Origin of the sequence: Paenibacillus sp. FSL H8-0122 (assembly GCF_038005345.1) — a bacterium.
Taxonomy (GTDB): Bacteria; Bacillota; Bacilli; order Paenibacillales; family Paenibacillaceae; genus Paenibacillus_AQ.
Window position 1 is genome coordinate 3,465,762 of sequence record NZ_JBBOTB010000001.1, and the last position, 16,344, is coordinate 3,482,105.

Below are 16,344 nucleotides of genomic sequence, written 5' to 3' on the forward strand. Positions count from 1 at the left end.
ATGGATGCCTAATATAATTGTGCTTAAGAAATCTCGTCGTTCTTGAAGGCTACGCCTTCGACCTTAACGTTAACCTCTACGATGTGAAGCCCGGTCATACTCTCCACAGCCTCGCGGACATTCTGCTGAAGCATGCGGCACACTTCATGAATCGGCGTTTCGTACAGCACGATGATGCGTAAGTCTACTGCAGCTTCCAATTGGCCAACTTCGACAGTAACACCCTTCTGCACGTTCTTGCCACTCAGGCGCTTTGCCCAGCCCTCTGACAAACCGCCAGACATGGCTGCAATTCCGGGAGTCTCAAGCGCGGCCAGGCCGGCAATTTTTGAGACAACGTCATTCGATATCCGTATATTTCCCAATTCCAGTTGAAGCTGTTCTGCCATGCCATATCCCCCCTACTCTCATTATCAATTATTGTAATTCCAAAGCGGCCTAAAAAGCAAATGACTTTCTCTCACCCCCGTTTACAGCCAGGAACAATTTGGGTATATTGATTATGAATTCAACCTACATATAGAGACTGGAGAGTGCTTACCCTTGAAAAAATGGATCTCACCGGCGCTGCTGGTCATCAGCTTCATCCTCAGCGCCATAGGGCATTACGCGAACTGGGATCATACCCTTCAGTTCATATTGTCTGCCGTATCGGTCATCTTCGTGGCCGGTTTCCTCGGCCGGGCCACCGAGAGTGTAGCCCACTACGCCGGACAGCGGCTTGGAGGGTTCCTGAACGCAACCTTCGGCAATGCGGCCGAGCTGATCATCGCCTTCTTCCTGGTCAAGGAAGGACTGTTTGACATGGTCAAAGCGAGTCTGACCGGCTCCATCATCGGCAACCTGCTGCTCGTCCTCGGACTCAGTATTTTTGCCGGGGGCATGAAGTTCAAGGTTCAGAACTTCAATGTCACCCTCGCCGGTCTGAACGGCTCACTGATGATCGTTGCGGTTATCGCCCTGTTCGTCCCCGCCATGTTCTTCAACACGCATTCCATCACCGAGAAAGACACCAATGTGCTTAGCCTTGTCGTCGCCGGCCTCCTGATTGCCGCCTACCTCGCCTGGCTGGTCTTCTCCATGATCACACACAAGAAGTACCTGGCGGATGTTACGGACGATACTGCGGAAGAGCTGCCGAATGAGCATGCTCCGGTCTGGTCCCGGAACCGTTCAATCCTCTATCTGGTCCTTGCCACAGTCATGGTCGCCTTCGTCAGTGAGTGGCTGGTCGGAACGCTGGAGACTCTCACCGAACGCTTCGGCTTCAGTGAGCTGTTCGTGGGCGCATTCCTTGTAGCGATTATCGGTAACGCCGCAGAACACAGCGCTGCCATTATGCTCGCCATGAAGAACAAGATCGGAGCCGCAGTCGAGATCGCCGTAGGCAGCAGTCTGCAGATTGCCTTGTTCGTCGCCCCTGTGCTGATCTTCGCCAGTTACTTCATGGGCAACACCATGTCGATTGTCTTCACCACAATTGAGATTGTAGCGATTGCCGTATCTGTGTTCATCGCCAAATCAATTATTCAGGACGGCGCAACCAACTGGTACGAAGGCCTGCTGCTGCTGGCGGTCTATTTGATTCTCGGTGTATCGTTCTATCTGGTCTGAAGCCCTTCTGAGGCCCTATAGCTCCATTTAAAAAAAACGCACATGATCGACCCCCGGGTCTGTCGTGTGCGTTTTGCTGAAAATATAAGAATTATATGCTGAAACGGTACCGTCCTGTAAAAGGACGGCAAAGCCGTTTCCACTTGATGACCGGGTCCTTACATCTCCCGTTCTTCAGCTTTCTTGTTCAGTGCCTCATATAGTACCGCCAAGTTGCGTTCCAGCTTGCTTAGCACCTGCTTGCCTGTAAGCTCCGGCACCAGCCCCGCTCTGACCGCAAAATCGACCTCTCTGGAGAAGCCGTACATCTGGGTATCCAGCACTTCCTCATAGAGAGGGCAGTAACGGGTTGCCAAATTCTCCATCTGTACTTCAATGAGCTTCTGAATTTTATCGGCATCTTCTTGAAGAAGATTGATTGCTTTGATATTGAGCTGTTCCTGCAAATCCGATGAAGTCATGCATTTTCCCCCCCATGTCCAAAAGTTACAGCAGCGATTGCTTATTATTCTTAATATTAGTCGAAATTAGGACCTAATACAAGATTTCAGTTTGGGTTATTCCTGAAGTTCCTGCAAAACCGCCTGGTTCCACAGCAAAGACGCCCAGCCGTAAGGCTGGACGTCTGAGAAGAAACTGGAATTACTCTGCTACTACTGTAAAATTCAAATTGTGTTTGGCGAAAACTTCACTCATGGCTTTCTTGGCTTCCTCGGCATCTGTGCCATGTACATGCAGCTCATAGCTTTGGCTGGATACCAGGGTGGTGAACAAGCCCAGGATGCTCTTAACATCAATGTACTTGTTGTCCGCTTGAAGAACGATAGATGAATTAAATTGGCTTGCTGTCTGTGCAATATCCACGATTGCCGCATTGTTGGACATAGGAATCCCTCCGCAACTTGATTATATACTTATGTTCACTTGTTACCAATTCCATGATACATTGAATCCGCTTACTCACGCAAGGTGTTTCTTGGAAACCGGCCTTTACGTGCTTTTGGAATCCCGCTTTTATACCATTTTATTTCAGGTTCTCCGGATTCAGACCTTCCAGCTCCGGCACCACAAAAATTCCGTCCTTACGGATCAGCACATCGTCGAAGTAAATTTCGCCGCCGCCGTAATCAGGACGCTGAATCAGCACGAGGTCCCAGTGAATGGACGAACGGTTGCCGTTGTCCGTCACATCATACGCCTGGCCCGGTGTGAAGTGCAGACTGCCGGCAATTTTCTCATCGAACAGAATATCCTTCATCGGATGCAGAATATAAGGGTTGAAGCCGATGGCGAACTCACCGATATGGCGCGCTCCGTCGTCGGAATCCAGAATTTCATTCAGCCGCGCGGTATCATTGCTGGAAGCCTCTGTGATCCGGCCGTTCTCGAACGTAAACTTCACATTCTCGAAGGTCACCCCGTTATAGATCGATGCGGCATTATAGCTGATCGTTCCATTCACGGAATCCCGGACAGGCGCGCTGTACACTTCTCCGTCCGGGATATTTTTCTGGCCGGAGCATTTCTCCGCCCCGATTCCCTTGATGGAGAAAGTAAGGTCTGTTCCGGGACCGGATATACGCACCTTGTCGGTTCTGCGCATAAGCTCAGCCAGTGAATCCTGGGCCTTATCCATTTTGGCATAATCCAGATTGCAGACCTCGAAGTAAAAGTCCTCGAAGGCCTCAGTGCTCGTGTTGGCGAGCTGAGCCATACTGGCGTTAGGATAACGCAGCACCACCCATTTGGTGTGCTTGACGCGCTGCTCGCTATGTACCGGGTGGGAATACAGGGAATTGTAGAGCTTCATGTTCTCTTCCGGCACATCGGACAGATCATTGACATTCTCACCGGCACGGATGCCGATATAGCAGTCCATCTGCTTCATCCGGTTCAGGTCGATCTCCGCCCAGGTCTTGATGCCTTCAGGTGTTGCATATTTGAGCATACTGCGCAGAACAGTGCGGTCGGTCAGCTGCACAAATGCACGGCCTCCGGCCTTCCCCACTTCCTCCACAACGGCTTTGATCAAATCTCGTTCACTGCCGATCATTTCGACGAGCACATTCTCGCCGGGCTGTACGTTTACGGAGTACCCTACAAGGTTCGCCGCAAGCTTTTGAATCCGGGGATCATTCATCTGTCTCTCTCTTCCTTCCTCTTGCTGAAAATAAACATACCGTTATATTGTAGCACGCCTGTCATAGAGCGCAAGCCATCTTCGGGAAGGGAACCGCTCACTTATAACCATAGAAATCCACCTGCGTAATGTAGGCTTCTTCCGTGGTCGCACCAGCCTTGCCGGGATAGGTTAGGGTGCGGTTCGAGGTCAGCCGGGTGGGCAGATTCCGCTTCGGGTCAACCTTAAGATAATATACCGTGCGGATATCCGCCTGGTTCAGCCTCTGCTGCAGCTCTGTCTGCTTCTGTTCCCACAGTGCATTCTTAGTCGCAAGTGCCTTAGCCTGAGTGTCAGCAGGCGCAGCAGCGCCTATTCTGGCAGCCGGCTTAATTGCCTGCATCTTCTGCTCAAGCTCTGCCGAGAGCTGTCTGCGCGCCTCCTCTGCCGTTAATTCAATCCGCAGGACCCGTGTCCCTCTGGCGCTGCCCGCTTCCTCCGTCACCTTCTTGCCCATCTTCTCCAGCTCCTCCAGCTGACGCAGCGGATTCAGTGCCTCCAGGGGATTACTGCCACCCAAGGCCGGAGAGGCCTGCTTCATCGTCCATTTTCCGTCCTCCTTCACCATCCGGGTATAGTAGACGGGCGCATCTCCCGAGCCCTGCTCCAGAGAACGCGGACCGGACTCCGCCGCAGAAGCAGGATGTCCGCCGTCCGGCAGGAGCGAATAGAGGCTGACCCGGTTATGATCCGCTACCTTTCCCCCATAGTAAAGCGTGGACTCCGGGATCGTTTTCCCGTCGATCAGCAGGGCAGCCGCTCCTTCAAAGGACACCCCGTCAGTGCCATCCATCCCCGCCATTACCAGATTCAAATCCTCCGCAGCCGGTTTGTCCTTCACACCCGCGCATCCGCTGAATGCAAGGCTGGAGAGCATCAGCAGGGCAAGAATTCCCGTGCGGACGCATCGTAAGTTCATCATGGCCATCAAGCCCTTTCCGCAAGAAAGTAGAGTGTACCTGCATTCTACCTAGGGTCTCCCTGAATGCAGGGCTTATACGCCGGATGACGCAAAACACCGCCATTTAGCGGAGCTTTAACTTCGATGTCTATTCAGGTACTTTGCGGGGACCCCGGAACATATAAGTTCTTATATTTGCACAAAAGAAAAATCCTTAAGGCCTAAGCCCAAGGATTCTTCGAATTATTCTCTACGGTTTTGTTATCGATCACTACCTGGTTGCGCCCGTTGTTCTTGGCCTCGTAGAGCGCCATATCCGCCCGGTAAAAGAGAGATTCGACGCTGACCCGGTCATCGGTCCAGCTCCACTCGGCGACCCCGCAGGACACGGTCACACGCGGCTCTGTCTCTCCCATCACACGCTTGCGGATACGTTCCCCTACGAATACGGCCTGCTGCACCCCAAGCTGAGGCAGATAGACTGCAAGCTCTTCTCCGCCCCATCTGGCGGCGACATCCCCCTGGCGGATCGAGGTCTTCACGATGTCGCTGACCTGCTTCAGGATTTTGTCCCCCTTCTGATGTCCATAGGTATCGTTCACCATCTTGAACTGGTCAATGTCCACCACAATCAGGGTTCCGCAAAAATCACTCGACTGCCGCTGCTTAATCTCTTCATCCAGATAGTGGCGGGCAAAAAGTCCGGTCAGCGTATCCCGGTTCGCCAGGCGGTGCACCTCGGCATGAAGCCTCGCATTTCCGACAGCCAGCCCGATATGACCGGCCATCGCCTGCAGCAGACGGTAGCTGTCATAGGAGAAGAAGTGGGCCTGCTTATGCGCCAGCATAATGGCTCCCCGCACCTCTCCCCCCACATTCAGCGGAGTAGCGATCAGCGACTGTGAGCCGGTAGCATCCATCAGCGTCGAGGTCTGCCCCGCAGCATACTTGTAATCGGAGACCAGCAGCGGCTCTCCCGTAGCATAGACCTTACCGCCGAGTCCCTGACTGCCATCCAATATTTCACCCAGCAGCGGCAGATAATTGCAGGCGATAACCTCAAGCCCGCCGCGCTCTTCATTCTTATGGAGGATACAGCAATAATCCGCCTCGAACATTGCCAGCAGCTCTTCGAAGGCAAACTGGAAAATATCGCCGAGCCTGAGGCTCTGATTCAGCCGCTGGGTAAGCTCATTGCTCATGCGCAGCTCCCTGATCAGCTGGTTGGAGCGTTCATACAGCTTCGCATTCTCAAAGGCGGTACCGGCGGTATCCGCGACCATGGTCAGGAAGCTAAGATCCAGCTCATGGAAGGACGCCTTGTCCATAATCATATGAAACACACCGTATACCCCCTGCTTGCCGCCGAGCGGAAGCCCTACCTCAACAGTCCCGTTCTCATCACGCCCGGCATGAAGCGTGACCCGCCCATCCTTGAAGGCCCGGTCACAGACATCATTGCCTGCCCATGTCAGCGGAAGCGGCTTGACCTGAGGATGCGTGCTGCGGTGGTCCTGGGACATGAACAAATCAAGCCGCGCCCCCGGATACATCGCAGCGATACTGTCAATGACCTCCGTCAGCACGGCATCTACATCAATGTTGTCATGCATGCGCTGGACAATCTGAAAAAGCAGCGAACGGCGGCTGCCCTCACGCTCGGCATGCAGATGAATTCCCGCAAGATCCGAGACAAACACATGCTCAAACCGGTGATAAAAGCAGGTCTGGAAATGCATCGACATGGCTTCAGCCGTATGCTTCCCGCCCGACTCGTACTGCTCAGCAGGCATTCTGCAGCCAAGCACGGCAAAGATTTCCCGGTGCCCGCGCGTAAATACCGGCAAAGCCAGAATTGAATAGGCTTGTCCTTCCTCCAGAACCTCGGCGGCATACATTCCGCCTGTCTGCAGGCAGATTCCCGCCGCTTCTTCCCACTCTGCTCTCCAGCGCCCCTGCCGGAATTCAGAGCCGGGCTCAATCCAATCACCTTCATAATTCAGCACACACCAGCTCCAGGCCTTCGCGAAGGAGGGGACTCCCTGTCCTTGCCATTCCCTGAAGCTCTCGGCAATCAAGCTGGCGGCGTAGGGGAAATCGTGAGACACGATATCCGTCTCCTTCAGCCAGGCGGCGGGATCTACATCTTCTCCGCCGGATTGCCTCATGTCCTGTAACAGCATACGGCTGTCCCGATCCTTATGGCCGTATGCCTCCTGCTCTGACATAAAGAGGACCTCCTTTGCATCTTCAATCAGGCCAGACCGGAGTACGCCCCCTGATTCTATAGTAGAGACATTACCAATCCAGCGTAAATATAGTCAGGATATTTGAAATCACAGTTTTCCGATAACATCCAATTAGTTATATTTTACTCCCTTTCTTGAGGTATTGCATTATATTTTCCGCAAAACCGGGATTTTTTTTAGGACCAAAGAACTAACGACAAACATAGACAAAAACTCTTTTAAGTTGCACTTGACTTTGACTGTCATTTTCATATAATATTTATTGTTGAACAAGACTGTAACAAGTCTTATTGGGCGTAACGTTGTGTCACCCTCTACGCATTTCGTTACTGTCAGGGCAGCGGCTGAACTTCCCTCGGCAGTGTGAAACCATTTAACGCTTTCACGGATACGAATTGCGGCGCAAATAGGCCCTACAATACATTTTTTCATTAAAAGGAGTCTACTATAATATGGCACGTTACACCGGACCTAAATTCAAACTCAGCCGCCGTCTGGGCATTTCCCTTAGCGGTACAGGCAAAGACCTGAAACGCCCTTTCCCACCAGGACAGCACGGCGCTAACCAACGCAGAAAAGTAAGTAACTACGGAATGCAGCTTTTGGAAAAACAAAAACTGCGTCACATGTACGGCCTGGGCGAAAAGCAGTTTAAAACTCTTTTCACTAAGGCACAAAAGCTCCAGGGTATTGCGGGCGAAAACTTCATGTTCCTGCTCGAAAGCCGCCTGGACAACCTGGTTTACCGTCTTGGATTCGCTAACTCCCGTGCAGGCGCACGCCAGTTGGTATCCCACGGCCACGTAACCGTTAACGGCAAAAAAGTCGACATCGCTTCTTACCGTGTAAGCATTGGCGACGTTATCGGACTCCGCGAAAGAAGCCGCGCTATGGCTTCGATCAAAGAAGCTCTCGACAACCGCTCCCACCTTCCAGGCTACCTGGAATATGCTGACGGATCATTCGAAGGTAAATTCCTTCGTCTGCCGGAACGTGCAGAGCTGTCCCAGGATATCGATGAGAAGCAAATCGTCGAATTCTACAACCGTTAAGATTCGCTTACAGCGGAATCTGATCAAAGCTCCCGGATTTCTATCCGGGGGCTTTTTTTTGCTCATTTATTTAACATATTTTAACAGGAAACCGAACATATTGGACTGGGTGCACCGCGTAGGCCGTGTGTTTATCGCAGTCCCAGACGTATTTTCAGGATGCCGCTGCGCGGAGGGAAGGGCCACATGCATCACAGCCAGTAATATTTTAAGAGGAATCCTGCCAAAAGTGCAACATTACTGCCCCAAAGAAGCGGTCTATGCTGAAATCTTGCACGAAATGCAACAAATTCAGCGCTAACTTGCTCTAAACACCGAAATTTGTGCAAATAATGCAACATTGTACTTCAACCCGTAAAAGGTATAGAGAAATCCTGCAAAAAGTGCAACATTACTGCTCCTTAAAAGCGGCCGATGAGAGAGGCATTAGCACCGTTCACCCGCAGGGTGATTTAGTTCTGATTTATATGTTTTGGGACCCCTGCAAAGTACCTGAGTTATTTTTGAAGCTTCATGTGGCTGTCTCAAAAGTAAATATTCCATCCTTACTCTCCTGTTGAAAATACAGCGCGTGTCAACTGCAAAAAAATCCTCTCCGGCAGAAGCGCATTCAAAATCGCCAAATTGTGCTATAATAGTTCCGTTAAAAGGAGGATTATCGTCGATGGTTGAGGAGAAGAAAAAGAAGACCGCAAAACAGCGTCCACCGCGCAGATCCTGGCTCCGCAGGTTCGGTTCAGTTGTGAAGTGGATGTTCATACTCGGTATACTCGGCTGCCTGTTCGCCGGCGGCGCTGTAGCCGGCTACGTCACTTCAATAGTGAAGGACGACCCGGTCCGGCCCGAAGAACTAATCCAGCAGCAGGTTGGGCTGAACGCCATTACCGGCTTTGCCTATTTCAGTGACGGACAGCCGATAGGCCAGCTCCGCACAGAAGAAGACCGCAGACTTATTGAATTCAACGATATTCCGCAGCTTGTGATTGATGCCGTTCTCGCTATAGAGGACAATAATTTCTACAATCATAAAGGGGTGGATTTCAGCGGCACCCTGCGGGCCGTCAAGCAAAAGGTACTGAATGAATCCGTTCAGACCGGGGGCAGCACCCTTACCCAGCAGCTTGCACGGCGCGTGTTCCTGAACCTGGACCGCACGGAAGACCGCAAGGTGAAGGAAATTCTACTGTCCCTGCGGCTGGAACGTTTCTTGTCCAAGCAGGAAATTTTAACGGCTTATTTAAATAAGGTTCCTTTCGGGAACGGTTCCAACGGCTATAATGTATTCGGTATTAAGGCTGCCGCCAAAGGCATCTTCGGCCTGGATGATCTGGAGAAGCTGAATGTGGCCCAGGCGGCGTATCTCGCCGGCTTGCCCCAGCTCCCCTCCAAGTACTCTGCGTTCAACGGCATAGGGGAATTCAACGAGACGGCCTTCGGCCGGGCGATGGACCGCCAGAAGCTGGTCTTACGGCGGATGCTGGAGGAGAACAAGATTACCACTTCCCAGTACGATGAGGCGCTGCTCTTCGATATCAAGAGCTCCCTTGCACCGCATACGAAGAAGGCCTATGCCACCTTCCCTTATCTCATGATGGAGACCGAACGCAAAGCGTCCGAGATTCTGCTGAAGCTGAACCAGGGTACGTCAGACAAGGCGGCCGCTGCTACCGATTCCGCCCAGCTTCTGGAGGAAGCACGCCAGCAGCTGATGACCGGAGGCTATCGGGTGTACACCACCATAGATAAGAAAGTGTACAGTGCGATGCACAGTGTCTCGGATGACAGCAGTAATTTCACCAAGGACAGCAAGGCGAGAGGCAAGGAACAGACAGCCGGCATGATGATTAACAATAAGACAGGCGCGATTCTGGGCATGATTGAAGGACGCGATTTCAACATCGAGCAGATGAACTACGCCACTCAGATGATCCGCCAGCCCGGCTCCACCATGAAGCCGATTGCAGCGTACCTGCCTGCACTGGATGCAGGGCTCATTCAGCCTGCCGGTATTCTGGATGATGCGCCGATTGTCATGAAGGACGGAGGCAAAGGCTACCACATTCCCAAGAACGCCAACAACCGTTATCAGGGTCTGGTTACCGCCCGTTATGCCCTGAACAAATCCCTGAACCTTCCGGCCTTGAAGCTGTTCAATGACAAGGTGGGAATTGAGAAGGCCTGGGCCTTCTCTAAGAAGCTGGGGATTACCACCATCCAGGACAATGACTATAGCGCTCAGACCGGGGTTATCGGGGGGCTGCGTTACGGGGTATCCGTGGAAGAGCTGACCAACGCCTACTCCTCCATCGGTAACGGCGGTGCCTTCAATGATGCTTATATGATCGAGAAGATCGTGGACAGTCAGGGCAAAATCGTCTACCAGCATAAAGTTAACCCGGAACAGGTCTTCTCCAAGCAGACCGCTTATCTGATGACGGATATGCTGCGTACCGTAATTACTGACGGAACAGCAACTACAGTGAAGAGGAACTACAAGCATTTCAAGGAAGTTCCGATTGTCGGCAAAACCGGCTCCACCCAGAACTACGGGGATGTCTGGTTCATGGGCTATTCCCCGGATGTCACCCTTGGAATTTGGGTGGGCTACAAAGAGCAGGTCAATACCCTGCAGGGAGATACGCAGAAGCGTCAGGCGCAGACCCTGTGGACCAAGGTTATGAATACAGTGATTGACAAGCGTCCCGAGCTGTTCACCACGAAGGAATTTGCCCAGCCGGAGGGCATTGTCAAGGCAACCGTCTCGGCATACAGCGGCAAGAAGCCTTCCAAGCTGACGGATAGATTCACAACGGATCTGTTCAACGCGAAATTTGTTCCTAAGGAGAGCGACGACGGAATCTCCAATGCCAGATACATCACTTATAACGGGGTGAACTACATCCCTCTCGAAGGAACTCCTGAGGATTTCTTGAAGGAAAAGATCGTCGTCAAGCGCGAGAAGCCGATTCAGGAGCTGGTCAAAGAGCTGCTGGCCGCCTTCCCGGCGATGAAATCGCATGAGTCACTATCGTACTACATGCCGCAGGATGCCAAAACCGACTATCCGACCGAGGTCGATCCGCGGGTCGACGACGGCAACGGGCCAAGTGCTCCCGGTGAAGTCATGGTCTCCTACAGTACAGGCAAGGCTGTAGTTACCTTCACTCCAAGCGGTTCGCCGGATGTTGTCGGCTACCGCCTCTACCGTTCCCTGAACGGCGGATCTTTCCAGAAGCAGGCCGTTCTCGCGGCTGGAGAGAGCACCGTCTTCAGGCCGGGTACTCCGGCAGGCGCTAATGCTACCTTCTATGTGGCTGCCGTGGACGTAGCCGGACATGAGACTGCTTCCGGTAGTGTGGCTGGCGGCATTAAGCCTACACCTGAGCCTACACCAACTCCGGAACAGACGCCGGACGCTGAGCCGACACCGGACGCCGGAATCATCCCGGACAGTACAGAGGACCCGGGCATGATCATTGTTCAGCCGCCTGTTGTGGATCCTGCAACTCCGTCAAGCAGTAATGGAGCCGGCGGAAACAGCGGGAATACGGGCGGCAATGCTGGAGGCAGTACTGCTACTAACGCAACAGGCAATACCGGCCGTTAAGCTCACCAGGCAGACTTCAGTATAAGCTTCAAAAGCCCGTTCCCCTTATCCCGGGGAACGGGCTTTTTCAATAGATTGCAACACTCCGGATCTGCCTAGTCTTCGATGGTAGACAGATCGCCTGCCGGAAGATGCAGCTCCCAGGCCTTCAGTACACGGCGCATAATTTTGCCGGACCGGGTCTTGGGCAGCTTATCCTTGAACTCGATTTCGCGCGGTGCAGCATGGGCAGACAGGCCCGCTTTGACAAATGCTGCGATCTCTTCCTTCAGCTCCGCGGTTGGACTGTATCCATCCCGCAGCGAGATGAAGGCCTTGATGATCTCTCCGCGCATGACATCCGGCTTGCCGATTACCCCAGCCTCCGCTACAGCCGGATGCTCCACCAGCTTGCTCTCGACCTCAAAGGGTCCGATCCGCTCCCCGGAGGAATTGATCACATCATCAATCCGGCCCTGAAACCAGAAATAGCCGTCCTCATCCATGTACGCAGAATCCCCCGAGATATACCATCCGGGAATTCGGAAGTATTCATCGTATTTAGCCTGGTTATTCCACACCTTGGCCATCATGGACGGCCAGGGGGTGCGAATGGCCAGATTGCCCATAGCATAAGGCGGCAGTACGTTGCCGCGGTCATCAAGGATAGCTGCTTCGATCCCCGGCAGCGGCCGGCCCATGGAGCCTGGCTTGATGTCCATTCCCGGGTAGTTGCAGATGAGCTGCGCTCCCGTCTCGGTCATCCACCACGTATCATGAATCCGCTGCTGATAGATTTTGTCGCCCCAGCGCACGACCTCCGGGTTCAGCGGCTCGCCGACAGACAGCACATGACGCAGACTGCTGAGATCGATCCCCTCCAGCGTCTCCTTGCCAGCCCCCATCAGCATCCGGAAAGCCGTAGGCGCACTGTACCATACGCTCACCCCGAAGCGCTCAATCGTCTTATACCAATCCAGAGGGCTGAAGCGGCCTCCCCGGACTACATTGGCTACTCCATTCAGCCAAGGGGCAAAAATCCCGTAAGAGGTTCCGGTCACCCAACCCGGATCGGCCGTGCACCAGTACACATCGTCCGGGCGCAGGTCCAGGACTACCCTGCCTGTATAATATTGCTGGATCATGGCTCTCTGCACATGGTAGATGCCTTTGGGCTTCCCGGTGGAGCCGGAGGTATAATGCATAATCAGACCATCCTCAAGACTCAGCCACTCCGGTTCCAGCTCGGCAGAGGCTTCGGCCATTTCCGTTTCATAGCTCAACAGTCCGGAATCCTCATCAGCAGAGGCTCCGACGACAAAGATATGGCGCAATCCGGGGAGCTGCTCCCGCTTCACCCGGTGCAGCAGCTCCGGTGTAGTCACCAGCGCCACCGCTCCGCTGTCCTCCAGACGGTCCTTGACCGCCGTCTCCATGAATGCCTCGAACAGCGGACCTGCCACTGCTCCCGTCTTCAGAATGCCAAGCAGGCTGAAATACAGCTCCGGGGTACGCGGCATGAAGATGAACACCCTGTCGCCTTTACCGATTCCATATTTGCGTAGTACATTACCGAACTTATTCGACCGCTCCTGTAAGTCGGCGAAGGTGTACCGCTCCTCGCGCACCGCATCGCTGTAGATCAGCGCTGTAGCAGCCCCCCGCCCCTCCTCGACATGACGGTCTACAGCTTCATGTGCCATATTCACCTTGCCGGTCCCATGCCAGGAGAAGCTGCGCTCGACATCCTCCCACCGGAATTCTTCAACTGCCCGGGAATAATCCTCCATATTCGAGTGCTGCACCCGGCCCGGCAAAATTTCGCCTTGAACTTGCCCCATTACTCTTGCCTCCCCTACTGGTTTGCTTTAAGCTTTAAGGGTACCCTCTAATTCTATTAATTCCGTCAATGCTCTAAATGTGAATATTCCGTGTCGGAATCAGTATATCACAGGAAGCGGTTACATTCCATATTATAGTGAACCGGAAGGGAGCCCAAGCATGGAGCACCATAAAATCCCTGTATCCCATACCATAGAGCATCAAGGCCGGCTGATTTCTGTCCGTGGACCCCTATCTCCCGAAACGCTTCAGACCTTAAGCATGCACCGCGATCTGGACGCCTTCCGTAAGCCGCAGGAGCAGCTCGAAGCCTTGATAGAGATATCGGGCTTACCCGAGGGACGCATCGTAGCAGCAGTGGTCTCAGACGTTATCGTGGGCTATGTTACTTTTCATTATCCGGATGAACTGGAGTTATGGTCTCAGGGCGGGATGGAGGATCTGATTGAGCTGGGAGCCATCGAAGTGGCTGACGAGTACCGCGGGAGCGGGCTTGCGAAGCTGCTGGTTTCAAGCGCTTTTGAAGAGGGACAACTGGAGAACTGCATCGTATTCACAACCGAATATTATTGGCACTGGGACCTCAAGGGGAGCGGTCTTAATGTATGGGAGTACCGCCAGATGATGGAGAAGCTGATGAAGACGGTAGATATGGTGTGGTATGCTACCGATGACCCGGAGATCTGCTCGCATCCGGCCAATTGCCTCATGGTGCGTATGGGCCGGGAAGTGCCGCTGTCCTCCCGCGAGACCTTCGACCGGGTGCGCTTCAGACAGCGGTTTATGTATTAATTCAGGCGGCCAGCCTGCAGGTTACATAGCCTTAAGCATATGCTCCAGAATGGCATGCGAATGCTGCGAGGCAGTGACGGTGAACTCACTGTAATTCACATGTGCTGAGCCGTCTGCTTTGTCCGACATGGAACGTACGATTACAAAAGGTATCCCGTTCATATGGCAGACTTGGGCGACCGCCGCACCCTCCATCTCTGCACAGGCCCCGTCCAGCTGCTCACGCAGCATAGCTACTGACGCCCTGCTGGCAATGAATTGATCCCCGGACAGCATAATGCCTGTTACAGACTTCTGCTCCAGCTCTAGACAGGCCTCTTCTGCTAACTTCACCAGCAGCGGATCTGCCTGGAAGGCGGAGATCTCCTGATATGGGATCACTCCTCTGGCAAAGCCGAGCGCTGTAGCATCCATATCATGCTGAATACAGGATGACGAAATAACAATATCCCCGATGTTCAGCTCAGGGTGCAGCGCCCCGGCCACTCCGGTGAACAGCACCTGCTCTACGCCAAAGCTGTCCAGCAGAATCTGTGTGGTTACTGCGGCGTTCACCTTCCCTACCCCTGATTTGCAGACTACAGCTGCCTTCCCGAACACTATCCCTGCATAAAAGGTAATTCCGGCCTTCACCGTGGTCTGCCGATTATCCATCTCTTCCAGCAGCAGCTTGATTTCTTCATCCATTGCGCCAATCAGCCCCAGCACTCCGCTCATTTCATATCCCCCTTGAACTTTCTGCCTGCAAACATAAAAAGCTCCCGAAGGAGCTTCTTATGAAACCTATATTCACATGCTGAATATACAAGTCTTATTTGTTGACATGATTGACAGACAGACGAAGAATGGTCTCATGCGGCAAAATAACCCGCGGATTCTCAACCGTCTCCTTCTTCATCAGCTTCGTCAGCAGTCTCATCGCTACAGCACCGAGATCATACATCGGCTGTGCTACAGTAGTGAGGAGCGGACGAACCATTGAAGCCATCCGGATGTTGTCAACACTGATAATTGAGAAGTCATCCGGCACTTTGAGGCCTTCATCCTGAATGCTGTGAATGGCACCAATCGCCATCTCATCGGTAGCAGCAAAGATAGCTGTCGGCTTCTTCTTCAGACCCAGGAAGTACTTCATGGCTTCGACACCGGATTCGTAACGATAGTTACCGATGCGCACCAGATCCTCCTGATACTCGATACCTGCCGCCTCCAGCGCCTTCTTGTAGCCGTGGAACCGGGCATATCCGTTCGCAGGGTCCTGCAGCGTACCGCTGATCATTGCGATCTCGCGGTGTCCGTGGCGGATCAGCGTATTCACTGCATCAAATGCAGCCGTCTCATGGTCGATATCCACGGAAGGATACGTTCCCTTCTCATCGCGGGTCGCACAGAGCACGATAGGCACAGCAGAGGTCTGGAACGCCTGAATATGCTCTTCCGTAACGGTTCCGCCCATGAACAGCAGCCCGTCCACCTGCTTCTCAAGCAGTGTGTTAATGACACGAATCTCCTTCTCTTTACGCTTGTCAGCGTTACAGAGAATAATGTTGTAGTGATACATATTGGCAATATCTTCAATCCCGCGTGCAATTTCCGCAAAAATCGAGTTTGAGATATCAGGGATAACAACCCCTACGGTTGTCGTTTTCTTGCTGGCGAGACCTCTCGCCACCGCATTCGGACGATAGCCCAAACGCTCAATCGCTTCAAAAACCTTCTTCCGGGTCTGCGGTTTCACGTTGGGGTTATTATTCACAACCCGTGATACCGTAGCCATAGATACGCCTGCTTCTCGAGCTACATCGTAAATGGTTACCGTCAAATTACTCTCTCCATTGCGATAAATTTTATCGTTCGACTAATTAAAATTATGATACGACACTTTGTACAATTGTGCAATGATAACGCTTCATTTTCCTTTCAAAATTTCTTTCAAAGGTTGAAACGCCAGTCCTGGCGCGGCTTTGACGCCTTCCGCCAATTCCTGATTCTCCAATAGCTTCCAGTGGAAAGCCTTTAAAATTTCAAGAATTCTGTATGCTTTCTCTATCGTATCAAAAAGCGCGTGAAAAATCCAACATTCGTTGAAAGTTTTTCATTGTTTTTGCAGACTTTTTTTCAAAATGTCA

General features: G+C 52.7%; 13 protein-coding genes. 4 read left to right on the forward strand and 9 right to left on the reverse strand.

All coding sequences use genetic code 11. The features are described from left to right. Positions 1 to 23: 23 nt before the first annotated feature. The gene (locus NSS64_RS15230; protein WP_036695005.1) at positions 24 to 389 is read right to left on the reverse strand and encodes an Asp23/Gls24 family envelope stress response protein; all 366 of its coding nucleotides are present in this window, start codon (positions 387 to 389) and stop codon (positions 24 to 26) included. Between the two features lie 154 nt (positions 390 to 543). On the opposite strand from NSS64_RS15230, the gene cax reads away from it, so the two are divergent. Continuing rightward, positions 544 to 1,614, forward strand: coding sequence for a calcium/proton exchanger (gene cax, locus NSS64_RS15235; protein ID WP_076074340.1), 1,071 nt, complete (start codon positions 544 to 546; stop codon positions 1,612 to 1,614). Between the two features lie 158 nt (positions 1,615 to 1,772). On the opposite strand, the gene NSS64_RS15240 is transcribed toward cax, so the two are convergent. From NSS64_RS15240 to NSS64_RS15260, 5 genes are all read right to left on the reverse strand, one after another. Beyond that, on the reverse strand, positions 1,773 to 2,075 hold the full coding sequence (locus tag NSS64_RS15240; RefSeq protein WP_036695007.1) for a YlaN family protein: 303 nt from the start codon (positions 2,073 to 2,075) through the stop codon (positions 1,773 to 1,775). Between the two features lie 181 nt (positions 2,076 to 2,256). Continuing rightward, on the reverse strand, positions 2,257 to 2,499 hold the full coding sequence (locus tag NSS64_RS15245) for an HPr family phosphocarrier protein (RefSeq protein ID WP_036695008.1): 243 nt from the start codon (positions 2,497 to 2,499) through the stop codon (positions 2,257 to 2,259). Positions 2,500 to 2,638: 139 nt separating this feature from the next. After that, a complete protein-coding gene (locus NSS64_RS15250) occupies positions 2,639 to 3,754 on the reverse strand; it encodes an aminopeptidase (protein WP_340941353.1) in 1,116 nt (371 codons plus the stop codon). A 97-nt stretch (positions 3,755 to 3,851) separates the two neighbouring features. Next, positions 3,852 to 4,715: a hypothetical protein gene (locus NSS64_RS15255; RefSeq protein ID WP_341140650.1), complete on the reverse strand. Its 864-nt coding sequence runs from the start codon at positions 4,713 to 4,715 to the stop codon at positions 3,852 to 3,854. A 200-nt stretch (positions 4,716 to 4,915) separates the two neighbouring features. After that, positions 4,916 to 6,922: a GGDEF domain-containing protein gene (locus NSS64_RS15260; RefSeq protein ID WP_341140651.1), complete on the reverse strand. Its 2,007-nt coding sequence runs from the start codon at positions 6,920 to 6,922 to the stop codon at positions 4,916 to 4,918. Positions 6,923 to 7,395: 473 nt separating this feature from the next. Here NSS64_RS15260 and rpsD point away from each other — a divergent pair, with 473 nt between their 5' ends. Then, on the forward strand, positions 7,396 to 7,995 hold the full coding sequence (gene rpsD / locus NSS64_RS15265; protein WP_340941356.1) for a 30S ribosomal protein S4: 600 nt from the start codon (positions 7,396 to 7,398) through the stop codon (positions 7,993 to 7,995). Between the two features lie 664 nt (positions 7,996 to 8,659). Further along, positions 8,660 to 11,602: a transglycosylase domain-containing protein gene (locus tag NSS64_RS15270; protein ID WP_341140652.1), complete on the forward strand. Its 2,943-nt coding sequence runs from the start codon at positions 8,660 to 8,662 to the stop codon at positions 11,600 to 11,602. 95 nt (positions 11,603 to 11,697) lie between these two features. On the opposite strand, the gene acsA is transcribed toward NSS64_RS15270, so the two are convergent. Next, positions 11,698 to 13,422 carry an acetate--CoA ligase gene (acsA, locus tag NSS64_RS15275; protein ID WP_340992563.1) on the reverse strand — a complete coding sequence of 575 codons (1,725 nt, stop codon included), beginning with the start codon at positions 13,420 to 13,422 and terminating at the stop codon, positions 11,698 to 11,700. Between the two features lie 160 nt (positions 13,423 to 13,582). On the opposite strand from acsA, the gene NSS64_RS15280 reads away from it, so the two are divergent. After that, a complete protein-coding gene (locus NSS64_RS15280) occupies positions 13,583 to 14,215 on the forward strand; it encodes a GNAT family N-acetyltransferase (RefSeq protein WP_340992562.1) in 633 nt (210 codons plus the stop codon). Positions 14,216 to 14,236: 21 nt separating this feature from the next. Here NSS64_RS15280 and NSS64_RS15285 read toward each other — a convergent pair whose 3' ends face one another. Then, positions 14,237 to 14,932, reverse strand: a complete 696-nt coding sequence (locus NSS64_RS15285) for a 5'-methylthioadenosine/adenosylhomocysteine nucleosidase (protein ID WP_341140653.1) — start codon at positions 14,930 to 14,932, stop codon at positions 14,237 to 14,239. A gap of 94 nt (positions 14,933 to 15,026) precedes the next feature. Continuing rightward, entirely contained in the window at positions 15,027 to 16,037 is a 1,011-nt protein-coding gene (ccpA, locus tag NSS64_RS15290; protein ID WP_036695017.1) for a catabolite control protein A, read from the reverse strand. Positions 16,038 to 16,344: the final 307 nt, after the last annotated feature.